17 protein-coding genes are annotated in these 16541 nt (G+C 61.9%); 5 read left to right on the top strand and 12 right to left on the bottom strand.

What is annotated here, in order from left to right:
- Positions 1-31 precede the first annotated feature (31 nt).
- The 10 genes from ABJ363_16770 to ABJ363_16725 all read right to left on the bottom strand — a co-directional run bounded on the left by ABJ363_16770 (position 32) and on the right by ABJ363_16725 (position 9479).
- Complete coding sequence (locus ABJ363_16770) at positions 32-808, bottom strand: MBL fold metallo-hydrolase (GenBank protein MEP4380641.1); 777 nt, start codon at positions 806-808, stop codon at positions 32-34.
- Complete coding sequence (locus tag ABJ363_16765) at positions 805-1605, bottom strand: TatD family hydrolase (GenBank protein MEP4380640.1); 801 nt, start codon at positions 1603-1605, stop codon at positions 805-807. The genes ABJ363_16770 and ABJ363_16765 overlap by 4 nt, the downstream gene beginning before the upstream one ends.
- Before the next feature lie 5 nt (positions 1606-1610).
- Positions 1611-3164 (bottom strand): methionine--tRNA ligase, encoded by a 1554-nt coding sequence (gene metG, locus ABJ363_16760; GenBank protein MEP4380639.1) that lies wholly within the window; start codon positions 3162-3164, stop codon positions 1611-1613.
- Positions 3165-3206: 42 nt separating this feature from the next.
- Complete coding sequence (locus tag ABJ363_16755; GenBank protein MEP4380638.1) at positions 3207-3455, bottom strand: hypothetical protein; 249 nt, start codon at positions 3453-3455, stop codon at positions 3207-3209.
- Between the two features lie 23 nt (positions 3456-3478).
- Positions 3479-4522, bottom strand: a complete 1044-nt coding sequence (locus tag ABJ363_16750) for a DNA polymerase III subunit delta' (protein ID MEP4380637.1) — start codon at positions 4520-4522, stop codon at positions 3479-3481.
- Complete coding sequence (tmk, locus tag ABJ363_16745) at positions 4519-5193, bottom strand: dTMP kinase (GenBank protein ID MEP4380636.1); 675 nt, start codon at positions 5191-5193, stop codon at positions 4519-4521. Before tmk ends, ABJ363_16750 begins: the two co-directional genes overlap by 4 nt.
- A gap of 32 nt (positions 5194-5225) precedes the next feature.
- Positions 5226-6404, bottom strand: coding sequence for a D-alanyl-D-alanine carboxypeptidase family protein (locus ABJ363_16740; GenBank protein ID MEP4380635.1), 1179 nt, complete (start codon positions 6402-6404; stop codon positions 5226-5228).
- A gap of 76 nt (positions 6405-6480) precedes the next feature.
- Positions 6481-7443, bottom strand: coding sequence for a septal ring lytic transglycosylase RlpA family protein (locus tag ABJ363_16735; GenBank protein MEP4380634.1), 963 nt, complete (start codon positions 7441-7443; stop codon positions 6481-6483).
- Positions 7444-7496: 53 nt separating this feature from the next.
- Positions 7497-8483 (bottom strand): lytic murein transglycosylase, encoded by a 987-nt coding sequence (locus tag ABJ363_16730; GenBank protein MEP4380633.1) that lies wholly within the window; start codon positions 8481-8483, stop codon positions 7497-7499.
- 84 nt (positions 8484-8567) lie between these two features.
- Positions 8568-9479 carry a LysR family transcriptional regulator gene (locus ABJ363_16725; protein ID MEP4380632.1) on the bottom strand — a complete coding sequence of 304 codons (912 nt, stop codon included), beginning with the start codon at positions 9477-9479 and terminating at the stop codon, positions 8568-8570.
- Between the two features lie 188 nt (positions 9480-9667).
- Here ABJ363_16725 and ABJ363_16720 point away from each other — a divergent pair, with 188 nt between their 5' ends.
- The 3 genes from ABJ363_16720 (at position 9668) to ABJ363_16710 (ending at position 12823) form a co-directional block, all read left to right on the top strand.
- Complete coding sequence (locus ABJ363_16720; protein MEP4380631.1) at positions 9668-10765, top strand: LLM class flavin-dependent oxidoreductase; 1098 nt, start codon at positions 9668-9670, stop codon at positions 10763-10765.
- 25 nt (positions 10766-10790) lie between these two features.
- Entirely contained in the window at positions 10791-11699 is a 909-nt protein-coding gene (locus ABJ363_16715) for an amidohydrolase family protein (protein ID MEP4380630.1), read from the top strand.
- Between the two features lie 89 nt (positions 11700-11788).
- Positions 11789-12823 (top strand): MBL fold metallo-hydrolase, encoded by a 1035-nt coding sequence (locus ABJ363_16710; GenBank protein MEP4380629.1) that lies wholly within the window; start codon positions 11789-11791, stop codon positions 12821-12823.
- Positions 12824-12839: 16 nt separating this feature from the next.
- On the opposite strand, the gene ABJ363_16705 is transcribed toward ABJ363_16710, so the two are convergent.
- On the bottom strand, positions 12840-13346 hold the full coding sequence (locus ABJ363_16705) for a GNAT family N-acetyltransferase (GenBank protein ID MEP4380628.1): 507 nt from the start codon (positions 13344-13346) through the stop codon (positions 12840-12842).
- A 51-nt stretch (positions 13347-13397) separates the two neighbouring features.
- Between ABJ363_16705 and ABJ363_16700 the strand changes: the two genes are divergently transcribed.
- Entirely contained in the window at positions 13398-14156 is a 759-nt protein-coding gene (locus ABJ363_16700) for an SDR family oxidoreductase (protein ID MEP4380627.1), read from the top strand.
- Positions 14157-14221: 65 nt separating this feature from the next.
- On the top strand, positions 14222-15193 hold the full coding sequence (locus ABJ363_16695) for an acetamidase/formamidase family protein (GenBank protein ID MEP4380626.1): 972 nt from the start codon (positions 14222-14224) through the stop codon (positions 15191-15193).
- Positions 15194-15197: 4 nt separating this feature from the next.
- Here the strand turns inward: ABJ363_16695 and ABJ363_16690 are convergent, their stop codons facing one another.
- Positions 15198-16439 (bottom strand): LLM class flavin-dependent oxidoreductase, encoded by a 1242-nt coding sequence (locus tag ABJ363_16690; protein ID MEP4380625.1) that lies wholly within the window; start codon positions 16437-16439, stop codon positions 15198-15200.
- Positions 16440-16541 lie beyond the last annotated feature (102 nt).

Raw genomic sequence — 16541 nt, 5'->3', positions numbered from 1 at the left:
TCCGCGCCGCGGTGAACCCCTGCCCGGCACTTCATTCGGGAATTTCGATCACCATTCCGTCGATTCCGGGTTCCACGCCCGCCGGTAGCCGTGCGGCGAGCCGTGCATAGTCGGTCCGGTTGCTGAGATGGGTCAGAATGGCGCGTTTCGGGCCTATCCGGTCGATCCAGTCGAGGGTCTGATCCACATGGCTGTGAGTCGGATGGGGCGTCTCTCCCAGCGCGTCGACGATCCAGACCTCGATCCCGGCGAGCATGGCGAATGCGTCTTCGGACAACATCTTGACGTCGGTCGAGTAGCCGAACGGCCCGAAGCGAAACCCCAGTGACGGCATCCGCCCATGTTCCTGTGCAAAGGGCTGGATCTCGATGTCACCGATCGTGAACGGGCCGTCGATCACATGCGGGGTTAAACAAGGCCGCCAGAATTGCGGGTTAACATCCCGGTATGGCTCGAAAATATAGCCAAAACGTTGCTGCAGAATGTCGAGGGTCTCGACGCTGCCGAAGGCATCGATCGCACCGCCATGATAATGGTTGAGGGTGCGAATATCGTCGATGCCGTTCACATGATCCGCATGCGCGTGGGTGAACAGGATCGCGTCCACCTGCCAGACCTCTGCATCGAGGAGCTGTTCACGCATGTCCGGGGACGTATCGACCAGAATTCGCGTGTTTTCGCTCTCGACGATGATCGACGGCCGGCGGCGCCGGTTGCGCGGGTCATCACGGTCGATATCGGCCCATCCGTTCGGCCCCAGCAAGGGCGTCCCTCCCGAGCTGCCACATCCCAGAAGCGTGACTTTCATTGGCCTGTGGGCCGTGTCGCCGGTGGAACGGCGCGGGAGAAAAGGCGGAAGAAATTCTCGGTCGTCGTGGCACGCAAATCCGTGGCATCGAGTCCCTTCACCTTCGCCAGGGTATCTGCCGTGTGGACGACGAAGGCGGGTTCGTTGCGCTGTCCCCGGTTGGGCACGGGTGCAAGAAAAGGCGCGTCGGTCTCGACCAGCAACCGATCTTCGGGCACGTCGCGGGCTATATCACGCAGTTCTTCGGCGTTCTTGAAGGTCAGGATGCCGGAGAAACTCACATACATGCCCAGATCGAGCGCCGCTTCGGCCAGACCGCGGCCGCTCGAGAAACAGTGCATGACGCCGGTGAAGGCGCCCTTGCCCATTTCATCGCGCAAGATGTCGGCGGTTTCTTCGTCGGCATCGCGGGCATGCACGATCAGCGGAAGTCCGGTAGCGCGTGCGGCGGCTATGTGGGCCCGAAAGCTGATCTGCTGCCGGTCGCGGGGGCTGCAGTCATAGTAGTAGTCGAGGCCGGACTCGCCGATACCGACCACGCGTGGATGAGCGGCGAGCTCGATCAGACGGTCGGGGGTGTCCTGGCCCTCCTCGCCGGCATGGTGCGGGTGGACGCCGACGCTGCACCAGACATCGTCGAAGCGCTCGGCGACCGCTTTGACGCCGTCAAACCGGCTCAGATGGGTCGAGATAGAGACCATCGTTGCGACACCCGCTTCCCGGGCGCGCGCGACGACCGCATCGACTTCGGTGCCGAAATCCTCGAAATCCAGATGGCAATGGCTGTCGACCAGCATGGGGTTCAGTCCGCGGCCTCTTCGTCCACGTAACGCGGGAAGACCGGGTTCGGCTTGGGCAGCGCCGTGCCGGAAACTAGGGCGTGGTCTGGCCCGAGATGGGAATAGCTGCGGGTTTCAGGCGAAATATCGAGCTGATCCAGCATGTTGGCGGCGGCCTCCGGCATCACCGGCTGTATCAGAATCCCCAGATGGCGGATTGTCTCTGCCAGCACATACAGTACCGTTCCCATGCGTGGCGGATCGGTTTTTCGCAACGCCCACGGCGCCTGGGCGTCGACATAGCGGTTGGCGTCACTGACGACCTGCCAGATTGCCTCGAGCCCCCGGTGGAAGGCCTGCCGGTCGAATTCCGTGCGGACTTTCTCCAGTGCTCCGTGGGCCGCGGCGAGGAGCTCGTCATCCTCGGCGGTGAAGGCGCCGGGCTGCGGGACGGCGCCGTCGCAATTCTTGGCGACCATGGACAGGGATCGCTGGGCCAGGTTGCCGATATCGTTGGCGAGATCACCGTTGATCCGCGAGACCATGGTTTCGTGGCTGATATAGCCGTCATTGCCGAACGGCACCTCGCGCAGCAGGTAATAGCGCACGGGATCGAGGCCGTATTGTTCGACCAGATCCTCGGGCAACACCACGTTGCCCAGGGACTTGGACATTTTCTCGCCCTTGTTGAGCAGCCAGCCATGGGCGTAGACCCGTTTCGGCGGCGCCAGCCCGGCCGCCATGAGGAACGCCGGCCAGTAGACCGCGTGGAACCGCACGATGTCCTTGCCCACCATGTGAAGGTCTGCGGGCCAGAACTTTGAAAAATCTGAATTTTCTTCGTCTGGATATCCCACAGCGGTGATGTAGTTGGTCAGCGCATCGAGCCACACATACATGATGTGTTCGGGATCGTCGGGCACCGGGATGCCCCATTTGAAGCTGGTGCGGCTGATCGACAGATCCTTGAGCCCGCCTTCGACAAAGCTAACCACCTCATTGCGCCGGGTATCGGGACCGATGAAATCGGGGTTTGCCGCGTAGAAATCGAGCAACGGCTGCTGCCATTTCGACAGATCGAAGAAGTAGCTCGGCTCCTCGACCCATTCGACCTCGGCTCCGGTGGGCGCGATCTTCTGGCCGTCGGCATTCTCCTCGAGCTCGGCTTCCCCATAGAACGCTTCGTCGCGGACCGCGTACCAGCCGGAATAACTGCCGAGATAGATATGGCCGTTGTCCTTGATCGCCTGCCAGATCGCCTGTGCCGCGCGGACATGGCGTTCCTCGGTGGTGCGAATGAAGTCATCGTTCGAATAGTTCATGTCTTCCGCGAGACGACGGAAATTCTGGCTTACCTTGTCGGTGAACGCCTGCGGGTCGACGCCCGCAGCCTGGGCGGATTTCTCGACTTTCTGCCCGTGTTCGTCGGTCCCGGTAAGGAAATGCACGTCATGGCCGTCGAGGCGCTTGAAACGCGCCAGCACATCGCACGCCAACGTGGTGTAGGCGTGGCCGATATGGGGCCGGTCATTCACATAATAGATCGGCGTCGTCAGGTAGTACGGGCTTGATGCCACGGTGTTGGTCTTTCGAAAGCCAGGGTTACGCGTATTTCCGCTTCAATTTTCCGCCGGCGGTTCCGGCGCTTCGGCCCGCGCCTGGGCTTTTCGTTTCTCGTTTTCCTTATTGCCAAACCAGACCGCGGCGAGCAACGGCCACATCAGGATCAGGAGCCAGTCGAACACGGCCGGCGGCAGAAATGCCTGGCCGCGCGGCTCGAGAAAAAAATGATCAACCATGCCGATGATGATGACCACCCACATCATGTAGGTCAGCGGCGTCAGATATCGCAGAAGCAGTGCCTTCATGGCGCGTTACCGGGCTCCGTTCGTTACGCTGTTTTCGCAGCGGCGGAAAGTTCAAAAAACGTATTCAGAACAACTTGTTTGCGGTCGAGGTTCACGCTGTCTGCGCGGGTGGTCAATTCGTTGACGTTCTCCCATGCTTTGAGCCAACGCTCAAGCCCGCGGCCGCCGACGGTCCCACCCGACGTGGCATCGCTGCGAATCCGGCGCAACATCCACCAGTTCAGGATTTCCAGAAAAGTGCGGTAGCCCGCCTCTCCTGCGGCCCCGGCGAACTTGTCCGATGTCATGTGCAACTGCTCGGTGTCTAGTTTCGGCAGGTTTTCGACCAGTTGGGAGAGATCCTGATAAAGTTCGAGCCCGCCGGCCCGGGCCAGATCAATGGCCTTGCCGGGCGAGCCGCCGGAAATATCGGCAATGATCTGCATCTCATCGGGTGCGAGACCGCTTCCGGTGCGCGCCATGACCTCGGCGACCTGTTCGGCGCCGAGCGGATGTAGCGGCAACCCCCGGCAGCGCGAACGGATCGTGGGCAACAATCGCGACGGTGTGTGGGCCACCAGCAGGATCAATGTACGCGGCGGCGGTTCTTCCAAGACCTTGAGCAGAGCATTCTGGGCATTGAGGTTCATGTCGTCGGCGGCATCGACGATCAGGCAGCGCCAGTCGCTCATGGCCGCCGTATGGTGCAGAAACGTCGCGGAATCGCGGATATCCTCGACCGAAATCTCGGTTCGGAAGCGATAAGGAGAACGTTTGGTCATGCTGCGGCGGATCAGGCGGCAGTCGGGATGCGCGCCCGCGATGATCTTGCGCACGTCGGGATGCCCGGGGTCGGTTTCGATATCGTCGTCGGAAAGCGCTGCGTCCGGCGCGGCTAGCACGAGGCGCGCGAACCGCCAGGCCAGGGTCGCCTTGCCGATCCCCGCCGGTCCGGTGATCAGCCAGGCATGGGCCATGCGCCCGGTGCTTCGCGCCTGGACAATGGTTCGGCGCGCGGTTTCGTGCCCGATCAGCGAACCGGTCTCGAGCCGCGGGCGCTCGATGCGTTCGATCAGTTCGTCGCTCATGCGGGCGCCGCCGGTGGGTTGAGGTCGAAGTTGTCGGTGACCGTTTGCCAAACGGCCTCGGTGACGGCCTCGGGCGTGGAATCCGCGTCGATCACCCGGACCCGTTCCGGAGAACCCGCCGCGATGTCCAGAAAACCGGCGCGCAGGCGTTCATGAAAGGACGTGTCCATCCGCTCGAAACGGTCTTCGCCGCTTCGTGCACTCGTGTTGCGCGAAACCGCACGTCCGATTCCGATCTCGACCGGAATATCGAGAATCAACGTGAGGTCCGGATCGGCGTCTCCGACCACCTCGGCGTGCAGGCCCCGGATAAATTCTTTCGATATGCCGTGCCCATAGCCCTGATAGGCCATGGTTGAATCGGCGAACCGGTCGCACAGCACCCAGACGCCCTGATCGAGTGCCGGGAGAATGGTTTGCTTGAGATGTTCGCGCCGTGCGGCATAAAGCAGCAAGACTTCGCTGACCGGGTCCCACTTGTCGGTCGCCCCGGATACGAGCAGCGAGCGGATGGAATCCGCGCCGGGTGCCCCGCCGGGTTCACGTGTCGTGATGCTGGTGATGCCACGGGAATGCAGACGGTCCGCGAGGCGGGTGATCTGGGTCGTCTTGCCGGCCCCTTCCCCACCTTCGAATGTGATGAATTTGCCGCGCGGCGGGTTTGCAATCATATCGGCAGATGTCACATGCGCTGCCGGTGGCGTCAACCGCCCGAGGACGAGCCGAAGATGATGAAATTGATGGCGCTCGTGATGCGCCCGAAAAAGTCGAGCTGGCCGACATCGCGCGCGGTTTTCAGCGGACGGCTGATCGGCTCCATATCCGGCGCCGTGACCTCGATCCGCGCAACCTCGACGCCGGCGCTGATCGGTGCGGGCAGCGGGCTGTCATACAGGACCTTGACGCGCATGCCCCGGCGTGAGGATTTCGGGATTGTCACGGCCAGCGCCTCGTCGATAACGAGCGGCACCGTTCCGGCATCGCCGAGCCAGACCTTTGCTTCCTCGACCGTCTCTCCGGCCTCGAACAATTGATAATTGTCGAAGACCCGGAAGCCCCAGTTGAGCAGGCGCTCGGATTCGGAACTGCGTGCGCGCACGCTGTCGAGGCCGTTGATCACCATGACCAGCCGGCGTTCGCCACGCACCGCCGATGCGGTGAGGCCGAATCCCGATGCCTCCGTGTGGCCGGTCTTGAGGCCGTCCGCCCCCACGGCCTTGTAGAGCAACGGATTGCGGTTTCCCTGGGTGATCGGTTTCCCGTCGAGGCTCTTGCCGTAGGTGAACTCGCGTTCCGAATACAGGCCATAAAACTCCGGATACTCGCGGATCAGGAACAGGGCCAGCCGGGCAAGATCGTGCGCCGTGGTGACATGATCGGGGTCCGGCCAGCCCGTGGCGTTACGGAACTGGGTGTTCTTCAGGCCGATCTCGATGGCCCGTTCGGTCATCCGTTCGGCGAACGCCTCCTCGCTGCCGGCGATCCCTTCGGCGATGACGATCGAGGCATCATTGCCGGACTGCACGATAACTCCACGCAGCAGGTCCTCGATCGTGATCTCGTCCTTCACGCCGACGAACATCTTCGACCCGCCCATGCGCCAGGCCTTTTCCGACACACGAAACGTGCTGTCGAATTCGAGGCGTCCGGCACGCAATTCATCGAACACCAGAAGCGACGTCATGATCTTGCTCATCGACGCAGGGAACATCGGGGTTTCGGCATTCTTTTCGTAGAGCACCGCACCGGTGTCGAAATCGATCAGGATGGCCTGGCGCGCCGTCGTCTGAAAGGTCGGCGGCGCGGCCTGGGCCGGGCTGACAACAGCGAAGACCGTGAGGGCCAGGAGGGCGTTGCGGAGGTGTCGCGTGATACGGGTCATGGCGTTGAATTCACATGTACGGGTGGGGCGTATGGCGCAACTATACGAGTGAATACGACGGAATGATGTCACGCGATCACTCGACGATAAGCCGGGCCTCGGGCACGCCGGCATTCATAACTTCGGAAAGGGTCACATCCGCGACATCGACGGTGCCAAGCGGGCCGATCCGAACCCGGTATATCTCGGTCCCGGAAACGGCAAACCGGCTGATCTGGGTGGGCCCCAGGTCATAGACCCGGTCGCGCATGCGCAGCGCGTTCTCCAGCCGGGAGAATGCGCCCGCCTGAACGTAGATGCCCGTGGGAGACACCGGCAGTACCTCGACTTCGTCGGGCAGGATCGGTGCGCGCGCTGTTTGCACGGGTGCTGTGTCCAGTGGAGCCGTCTGCACAGGCGTCTGGCTGGCCGTCGGTACCTGGGCCGAGCCGGCACTCGCGCCATTCGCCGGCAGCGGTTTCGACACCACGGCCTCGCGCGGGGACGCCGCAACCTGCAGCTGTTGTTCGCTGCCGTTGATCGCGGCGACTTTCAGTTGGCGGCTCTCGTCCGGCAGGATATCGACACGGACCTTGGCCGTGCCGTTCCGTTCGAAGTCCAGAAGCTGGGCACCGCGGCGCGACACATCGATGATCCGGCCGTGCGCAAACGGGCCACGGTCGTTGATCCGCAGGACGATCGAGCGGCCGTTTTCCAGATTGGTTACCCGAACGGCGCTGGGCAGTGGCAGGGTCCGGTGCGCGGCAGTCAGGTCGTTCTGGTTGTAGGTTTCGCCATTGGCCGTGTCCTTGCCGTGGAAGTTCGGGCCGTACCAGGACGCGATGCCGGTCTCGGTGTATTCGTAATCCTCGGCCGGGTAGTACCAGACATCCTTGATCTGATACGGCGAGCCGACCTTGTAGCGCCCGAGTTTGCCACTCGAATCGCCCGGGCCGTTGACCTGCTTTGCGGTGTGGATGAGGAATTCGGTTTCCGCACAGGCGGCAAGCCCGAAGCAGCACAGGGCCGCCAGTGCAACCGGCCGGAGTCGACGACCCATGCCGGGTTTCCCTTTGAATCTCGCGCCCGCTTCACCCATCCGATGTTTCTACCCTAGCGGCCCGCGATTCGGTCGGACAGTTGGCCAACCGCCATGGCGAAATAGTGGGAGCGGTTCCAGCGCAGGATTGCGCGATAATTGTCGTAGATCATGTAGGCCTGACCGTTCGCGCCGCCCGGCCGGAGGATCGATGCCGGAATATCGCGTGTCGGAAGGTCCCTCCCGTCCGTTCGCCGCACACCCAGTTCCTGCCAGGCGCCGATCGGCTTGACGACATCGAGTGATATCAGCGACCCGTCGAAACTGTCGGGCAGGCGCACCTTCCTGCCCCAGGTGATGCTGTCATTCCAGCCGACGCCTTTCAGATAGTTTGCCGCCGATGCGAAGACATCGGCCTGGGTGTTCCAGATATCCTTCGCGCCGTCGCCGTCATGGTCGTGGGCAAAGTTGAGAAAACTCGACGGCATGAACTGGGACTGGCCCATGGCACCGGCCCAACTGCCCTTCATTTCGGCGGGATCGATATGTCCCTCCTCCACGATCTGCAGCGCCTTCAGCAACTCGCCGCGAAAATACTGGCTGCGCCGCCCGTCATAGGCGAGCGTCGCGAGCGCATGGATCACCGGAAACCCGCCGGTGAACTGGCCGAAGTTTGTCTCGATTCCCCACAAGGCGACGATGAATCGCGGTTGCACACCGAACTGCCGGCCGACCTCGTCCAGCAATGCACGATGTTTGGCCAGGCGCTCGCGTCCGATCCTGATGCGGGTCGAATTGACGATCCGGGCCTGATACTTCTCGAAGGTGACCGTAGATTCGGGCTGGTGCCGGTCGAGTTCGATGATCCGCGGGATCGGCGCCACATCGACAAGGCTGCGGTCCAGCGTCGCCTGACTGATGCCGTTGGCCAGCGCATCGGCGCGCAATTCGTTGAGCCAACTGAGGAAACGCGCATCATCGCTTTGCGCCACGGCGGCACCCGCCGCAAGCCAGAGCGGGAGAGCGAGCAACCCTCCCAGAAGAATTCGGTTCAGTCGCATGACGCCTCATAAGTTTTGCCAACCGAGGGGTGCCATACCCGCTTCGCGTCGGGCAATCACGATCGCGCGCGCACCGCGCCGGCGCTAGCGATGTTTGAACGCACCGAACGCCGGCAGGGTGTCCAATTCATGCGTCGATATTTCTTCGACCAGACAATCCAGAAGCGCCCGAACCTTGCCCGACAACAACCGGCTGTGAGTGAAAACTGCGTTAATCGGGCGGGGAGGTAATTCGTACTCACTCAAAACCACCTTGAGACGGCCATGTCCGACGTGATCGGCAACGGCCCATGCCGGTGTAAAGGTGACACCAGCACCGGCGACCGCCGCCGCGATGACGCCGTCCAGGGTGTTCGAACTGGCCTTGACGGGAATCTTTATGTGGCCGGGCTTGCCGTTTACCAGCACCGGCCAACGCGGCGTTCTGCTTTCTTCATAAAACAGCAGACAATCGTGATCTTCCAGATTTTCGGGTTTTTCCGGCGTTCCCATCGCCTTGAGATATTCGGGCGCGGCGCTGAACACCCAGCGGAGGTTGCCCAGCCGTCGTACGATCAGGCTCGAGTCATCGAGGTCGTAGATTCGAACCGCCAGATCAATTCCCTCCTCGACGAGATTCACGGCGCGATCAAGCAAGACCATGTCCAGGGTGATGTCGGGATAGCGAATCATAAAATCCGAAAGGATCGGCAACAGGTATACCCGCCCGAATAATGTCGGCCCGCTGATGGTCAACTGCCCGGAAGGTGATGCTGTTTGTTCTGTCAGGCTAAGCTCCAGATCATCGATCTCCGAGAGCAACTGCTTGGCCCGTTCGTGGTATTTCTGCCCGGCCTCCGTCAGCGCCAAGGCTCTCGTTGTGCGAACGAGCAGTTTCATACCGACCCGTTCTTCGAGGGATGTCAGGTGCCGGCTGACAGTTGAAAGAGACAGTCCAATATCGCGAGAAGCGCCCGAAAGGCTGCCGGCGTCGACAGTTGCGACAAACAGTGCCATGGCGTCGATCCTGTCCATACGGGGATTCCTGTATTTTCAAATACGAAACGGTTGAGGCTATATCCGGGTAATTTACCACAATATTGAAAGAGTGCATTTCCGTATTCGCTCTTCCGACGCCAACCTGATATTTGGGACACATCGCTGAACAGTTTGTGTTTGAAAAATTATCCAGCGGAACAAAAATCATGCAACTCGGCTTTTTCACCCAGCCCGTACACCCCATCACCCGCGATTACCGCGAGGTTCTGCGCGAAGATCAGGCGGCGATAATCCTGGCGGACGAACTCGGCTACACCGAGGCCTTCGTCGGCGAGCATATGACCGATCTGGCCGAGCCGATCACCAGTTGCCTGGTGTTCCTGGCGACGCTGATCGAGCGCACCAGCCAGATCAAACTCGGTACCGGTGTGATCAACATGCCGAGCTATCATCCGGTACATGTCGCCGCCCAGGTCGCGATGATGGACCATCTGCTCGATGGCCGTTTCGTGTTGGGCATCGGCCCGGGAGGCCTGCCGTCTGACATCGAGGTGTTTGGTAATCTGGACCTCGACAAGAACGAGAAGATGGTCGAGGCGATCGACCAGGTGCTGGCGATCTGGGGCGGCGAAGCGCCGTACAATCTCGAGGGCAAGTTCTTCAGGACCTCGACCGAGCGCACGCTTTATCCGGAAATCGGCCAGGGGATTGTTCCCAAGCCGCTGCAGAAACCCCACCCGCCCATCGTCTTTACGGCGCTCGCCCCCTATTCCAAGGGTATCACCCATGCCGCCGAACGCGGCTGGCGCGGCATCTCGTCGAACTATGTGCAGGCCCATTGGGTGGCGACCCATTTGCCGAAATTCGTCGAGGGTCAGAAGAATGCGGGCCTGCCCGAAGACCCGTCCCAATGGTCCGTGGCCAAGAGCATATTCGTCGGCGACGATGCGGACACGGCGATCAAATACGCGCGCAGCGAAGACGGTCCCTACGGCTTTTACTTCTCGAACATCCAGAAGAAACTTCTGAAGGGCCGCGGTGCCACGGGCATGGGCCTCTTCAAGTCACATCCCGATCAGCCCGACGCGGAAGTTTCCGTGCGTCATTCGCTCGATACCCAGGTGATCGCCGGGTCGGTCGAGGACGTGGTCGAGCAGATTCTGGAACTGCGCGAGATCATCGGCCCGTTCGGACAATTGATGTACACCGGGCATGACTGGGCCGATGTGCCCCTGTCACGTCGTTCCATGGAACTCATGGCCCATGAGGTCATGCCGCGCGTCAACAAGGCGCTCGGCGAATAGACGCTACTTCTGAAGGAGCTTTGCAATGCCGCGCTACGACGGTCCGATTATCGATTCCCACCATCATATTTTCTGGGACCTCGAGGCCAATTACCCGTGGATGACCCAGCCGATGCGGCCGATGATTTTCGGTGACGACTGGTCGGCCCTGAAGCAGCCCTACTCCGTCGGCGATCTGATGGCCGATTTCGAACCCCACAACGTGGTCAAGTCGGTCCATGTTCAGGCGAACTTCGATATCGCGCGGCCCGTGGACGAGACCTCGGGCCTGCAGGCGATGGCCGATGACACCGGGTTCCCCACCGGCATCGTTGCCTATGCGGATCTGACCGACCCCGATATCGAGACCGTGATCGACGGACATCTGGCCCACGCCAACACGCGCGGCATTCGCCAACAGGTCTATTGGCATCCCGAGAATGAATATTGGCGTTTCGTGGACCGGGCGGATTTCTGCCTGTCGACGAGTTTCCGGCGCGGTCTCTCCGTCCTGTCCGACAAGGGGCTGACATTCGATTTCCAGGGTTTCGCATCCCAGTTCGGCGATCTGGCGATGCTGGCACGCGAATGTGCCAATCTGAACATCTGTCTGGTGCATGCCGGCATGCTGACCTCGACAGACAGTTCGACCGTCGAGGAATGGCGTGAGGCGCTGGCGGTTTTGAAGCCGTGCGAGAATGTCTTCATCAAGGTCTCGGGACTGAACACTTTTACCCGGGTCGTCGATGCGGAGATCATGGGAATAGCCGCGAACACCGCGCTGGACATGTTCGGCACGGATCGCTGCTTCTTCGGCAGCAACTATCCCGTCGAGCGTATGTGGACGTCTTTCGGAGATTACGTGTCGACCCAGAAGGATGTTCTGGCGGAACGCTCCGAGGCAGAGCAGGAGAAGTTCTTCCACGACACCGCGCGCAGGTTCTACAGCCTCTGATCGGCCGGCCCGTCGCACGAAAAGTGTTTCCTAAACGGGGTCCATTTCACGTATTCTGTGTGTGATTTCTCCCATGGAGACACATGCTGATGATCTTCCGGCAATTGTTCGACAGTGAATCGAGCACCTACACCTACCTGATGGCGAGCCGCCGGGGCGGCGAGGCCCTGATCATCGACCCGGTGCTCGAGAAGGTGGATCGGTATCTCCAGCTCCTCGAAGAACTCGACCTGCGCCTGATCAAGGCGGTCGATACCCATGTCCATGCCGACCACATCACCGGCCTCGGCGCGCTGCGTGATCGCACACGCTGCATCACCGTTATGGGTGAGCAGAGCGGCGTGGATGTCGTGTCGATGCGGGTGGCGGAGGGCGACAGCATCGATATCGAAGGGGTGCGTCTCGACGTGGTGTACACCCCGGGACACACGGATGATTCCTACAGTTTCCGGATGGACGACCGGGTTTTCACCGGCGATACGCTGCTGATCCGCGGGACCGGCCGCACAGACTTCCAGCACGGCGATGCGCGCGCGCAGTATGATTCGATCTTCAACAAGCTGCTGACGTTGCCCGACGATACGCTTGTCTATCCGGCCCATGACTATAAGGGCGACACGGTCAGCACGATCGGTGAGGAGAAGGCCTACAACCCGCGCCTGCAGGTCGAAACCGAGGCCCAGTATGTCGAGATCATGGAGAATCTGAATCTCGCCAATCCGAAAATGATGGACGTGGCCGTGCCGGCCAATCTCAAGATCGGCCTCAAGCAGGACGATCTCGAACGCATGGGGCTCTCCCTGAATTGCGGACAGGGCATCGCCCGGGTCGAGGACCCGAGCATCATCCTCGTCGATCTGCGCGACGACCCCGAGCGAGACAAGAACGGTGTCATCCCCGGGTCGGTCCACGCCCCCTACCCCGATCTCGACGAGAATGTGAACCCGGGCGGCATGCTGTTCGAACTGGCGCGATCCTCGGGCAAGCGGATTGTTTTCTACTGCGCCTATGGCGAACGGTCGGCGATGGCGGTGGAGGCAGCATTGAGCGCGGGAATCGAGAACCCCTGTCACCTGGCGGGCGGGATCGATGCCTGGAAATCTGCCGGTGGCCCCATCGCCTAGGGCCCCTGGCCTGGTTTCAATCCCGTGTCTGCGCGTACACCAGTGCGTCCTTGCCGGCGATGTCCCGGTCTTCGACGAACGTGAACCCGCACTTCATCAGCACATGGATCGACGGCGCGTTCGCGCGCTCGACGGCGGCGATCAGGCGGTCCAGCCCGAGCGGGCCGAATGCGTGGTCGACCGTGGCCCGCCCGGCCTCGGTCGCGTAACCCCGGCCCCAGCGGTCGCGGCGCAGGCGATAGGCGAGTTCGATGCCGGGGACGCCGTGTCCGAATTCGGCCAACCCGCACATGCCGATGAGATCGTTGCTCGAAGATTCGATGACGGCCCAGATGGAGAAACCCAGCCGGTCCTGCCGGTTGATGTTCGCGACGATGAAATCTTCGGTCGTCTTGCGTGAGCTGTGGGGGCCATTGAGGCTGAAACGCATCACCTCGGGGTCGGCAAAGAACCCGAACGCCGCTGCCGTGTCTTCGATTTGAAACGGCCGCAATTCGAGCCGATCCGTGGTCAGCGGTTGCATTGATCGGGTCCATGCGCCTTCATGCGTTCAGTCTAGCGGAGGGTTTTGGATTTGGAACGGGTCGGCGGGAAAATCGCGCTGGTAACGGGTGGCGCATCCGGGATCGGGCGCGCATCGGCCATCATGCTGGCGAACCAGGGCGCGCGGGTCGCCGTATCGGATATCAATCTGGACGGCGCACGCGACGTCGCCGACGAGATCGGCGAGAACGCCATCGCGATTGCCCATGACGTCACGGATGAAATCGCCTGGACGATGGCGTTGGATACGGTCGTCGCGGCGTTTGGCGGCCTGCATGTGCTGGTCAACTGCGCCGGAACGGCGATCGGCGGTACGGTGGAGGAGACGTCCTTCGAGGACTGGAAATGGCTCCATTCACTGGATCTCGACAGCGTGTTCCTCGGCTGCAAATACGCGATCCGGCACATCGCCGCGTCGGGCGGCGGTTCGATCGTCAATATCTCGTCGATTTCCGGGATCATCGCCGGGCACAACCTCGCCGCCTACAACTCGGCGAAGGCCGGAGTCCGCCATCTCACCAAATCCGTGGCGCTGCATTGCGCGCGTGAGGGCAATCAGGTGCGCTGCAACTCGGTGCATCCTGCCTTCGTGGATACGCCCATCCTCGACAATATCCTCAAACGCGGGACCCGCGAGGAAGGCCTCGACCGGCTGGCCCGCCAGATTCCGCTCGGGATTGTTGCGGACGCCGACGATGTCGCCTACGCGGTGGTTTATCTGGCATCGGACGAAAGCCGTTTCATGACGGGCTCGGAACTGGTGCTCGACGGCGGCATCTCCGCCATGTAGCAGAGCTTGCCCCTGCCCCGGCACACCGACACAATGCAGGTTCACAAGTAACCGGGGGAAATATCATGGGCAAAGAACATCGACTGGAATCGAAGCCGGAGAATCTCCGCTGGGGCGCGTTTTCAGCAGATTTCGAGGCCGTCCTCGAAGTTGATCCCGGCGACCGGGTCATCATTGAGACGATCTCCGGCGGGCCGGATCAGGTTCCGCCCGAAGTCGCCGACAGTCTGTTGCCTGACCATGCGGCCTTCATCGCCGACAACAAGCCGATCCTGCCCGGCCACATCATGACCGGCCCGGTCGCGGTGCGGGGCGCGGAACCTGGCGATGTGCTCGAAGTGCGGATCATCGACGTCGCGCTGCGCCAGGACTGGGCGTGGAACATGATCATGCCGCTCAAAGGTTCGTTGCCGGAGGATTTCCATAAAAAACGCGTGCTCAACATCCCCCTCGACCGCGAGGCTCATGTCGCGAAACTGCCCTGGGGTGTGGACCTGCCGTGCAACGCCTTCTTCGGCGTGATGGGCGTCTCGCCGCCGCCGGAATGGGGCACGATAACCTCCATCGTCCCCCAGCCCCATGGCGGCAACCTCGACATCAAGGAACTCGGAGCCGGTGCGACCTTGTACCTGCCGGTCCATGTGCCCGGCGCGAACTTCCAGACCGGCGACGGCCACGCGCTTCAGGGCGATGGCGAGAGCTGCCTGTCGGCGGCGGAGACCGCGCTGATCGGGACCTTCGAGTTTCATGTCCGCAAGGACATCTCCTGGAAGATGCCGCGGGCCGAGACCGACACCCACTACATCACCATCGGAATCGACCAGGACCTCGATGATGCGGCCAAGCAGGGCCTGCGGGACATGATCGTCCTGATCCGGGAGCGTACCAACCTGTCGGCGGAGGACGCCTACTCGCTGTGCAGCCTCGCGGCCGACGTGCGCGTCTCGCAGCTGGTGAACATCAACAAGGGCTGCCATGTGATGCTGCCCAAGGCGGCGCTGCACGGGGCCGCGGACGCGGCGGGCAAGCGGCTCTAGGCGGTCAATCGTCTATATAGGGTGTGAGTTCGTCCAGCGCGGGCTTCACCTCTTCCATGAACAGCTTGAGGTTTTCGATCACGCTGTCCCTGGGTTGCTGGGCGTAGTGATAGATCAGGATCACGTATTCCGCCGGCAGGTGCTTCCACTGTTCAACGAAATGGTCGCGCACCTGGCTCGCGGTCCCCGGCACGAAAAGCCCCGTGTCGATCATGGGATCGACGAGGTCTGCCAATGGCGTATCCGGCTGGACGTTGGCCTTCGCGCGCATCCCGGCGGGCAGGAAGTTCTCGTAGAAATGCTTGTAGATCATGCCGTCGTAGTCGGCGACCGCCTGGCGTGCGTCGGCCATGGTGTCGGCGATACGCGGCATGCGCACGATGGCCTGGTTCTGGCCGAGCGCGAAGTCATGCCCGGCCTGTCGGGCGGTCTCGACATACGCCGGGCCGAAATCCGCCACCTTGTCCATATGCGAAAAATACGCCGGGATAAAACCATGCTTGCCGGCATACTCCACCGTTTCCCGGCTCGCATTCGAGGCGACGAAGACCGGCGGGTGGGGCTTGGTTAAAGGCGCTGGAACGACACTGACCCGGCGCACCTCGCCGTCCGGGCCGATTTCGCCCTCGGCGCCGAGCTTCTCCGTCCAGGATGCCATGGGCCAGTCCTCGACCCCCGTATCGTGCGGAAACGGAATTTGCCAGCGTGCGGAATGATGCTCGATGCTTTCCTGCGTCCAGGCCTTGAGCACAATGTCGACGGCATCTTCGAAGATCTCGCGGTTCATTTGGTCATTCTCACCGCCGTCGGACAGGGTCGCGCGGGTGCCCAGATGTTGGCCGAGAACGTCGGTCCAGCGGGACTGAAACCCCCGCGAGAAACCCACAAAGCAGCGCCCCTCGGTCAAATGGTCGAGCATCGCGGTTTCCTCGGCCACCCGGATCGGGTTCTGCGCGCTCATCACATAGCCGAGCTGGCCCACGCGGATATTCTCCGTCCGCGCACCCCAGAACGCGTTCATCACGCCCGGGTTGGGACTGACCTCGTACCCCTCGGAATGAAAGTGATGCTCGATGGCGGTGACACCCCAGAGGCCGAGTTTGTCAGCCGCCTCCACGATGTCGCACCAGCCGCGCAGGGTCTTCTGGAACAGCTCCGCGTCCCGCCCGATGGGGCGCAGCGCCATCCGTTCGGCCTCGGATGCGGTCGGCATGACCGGATACATCTGGACGATGACTTTGACCAACGTGAATGCCTCGAACGCCTGCGGGGTGATCGTACGTTTATGGCCGAGGCCCGTCGGGTTGTCACGCCGGCTTTGTCGCGGCGGCGGTCCGTTCAGCTTTGG

Source organism: Alphaproteobacteria bacterium (assembly GCA_039980135.1).
Classification (GTDB): Bacteria; Pseudomonadota; Alphaproteobacteria; order UBA6615; family UBA6615; genus UBA8079.
The sequence above is the reverse complement of the archived record's forward strand: the minus strand, read 5'-3'. Positions and strand labels throughout refer to the sequence as shown.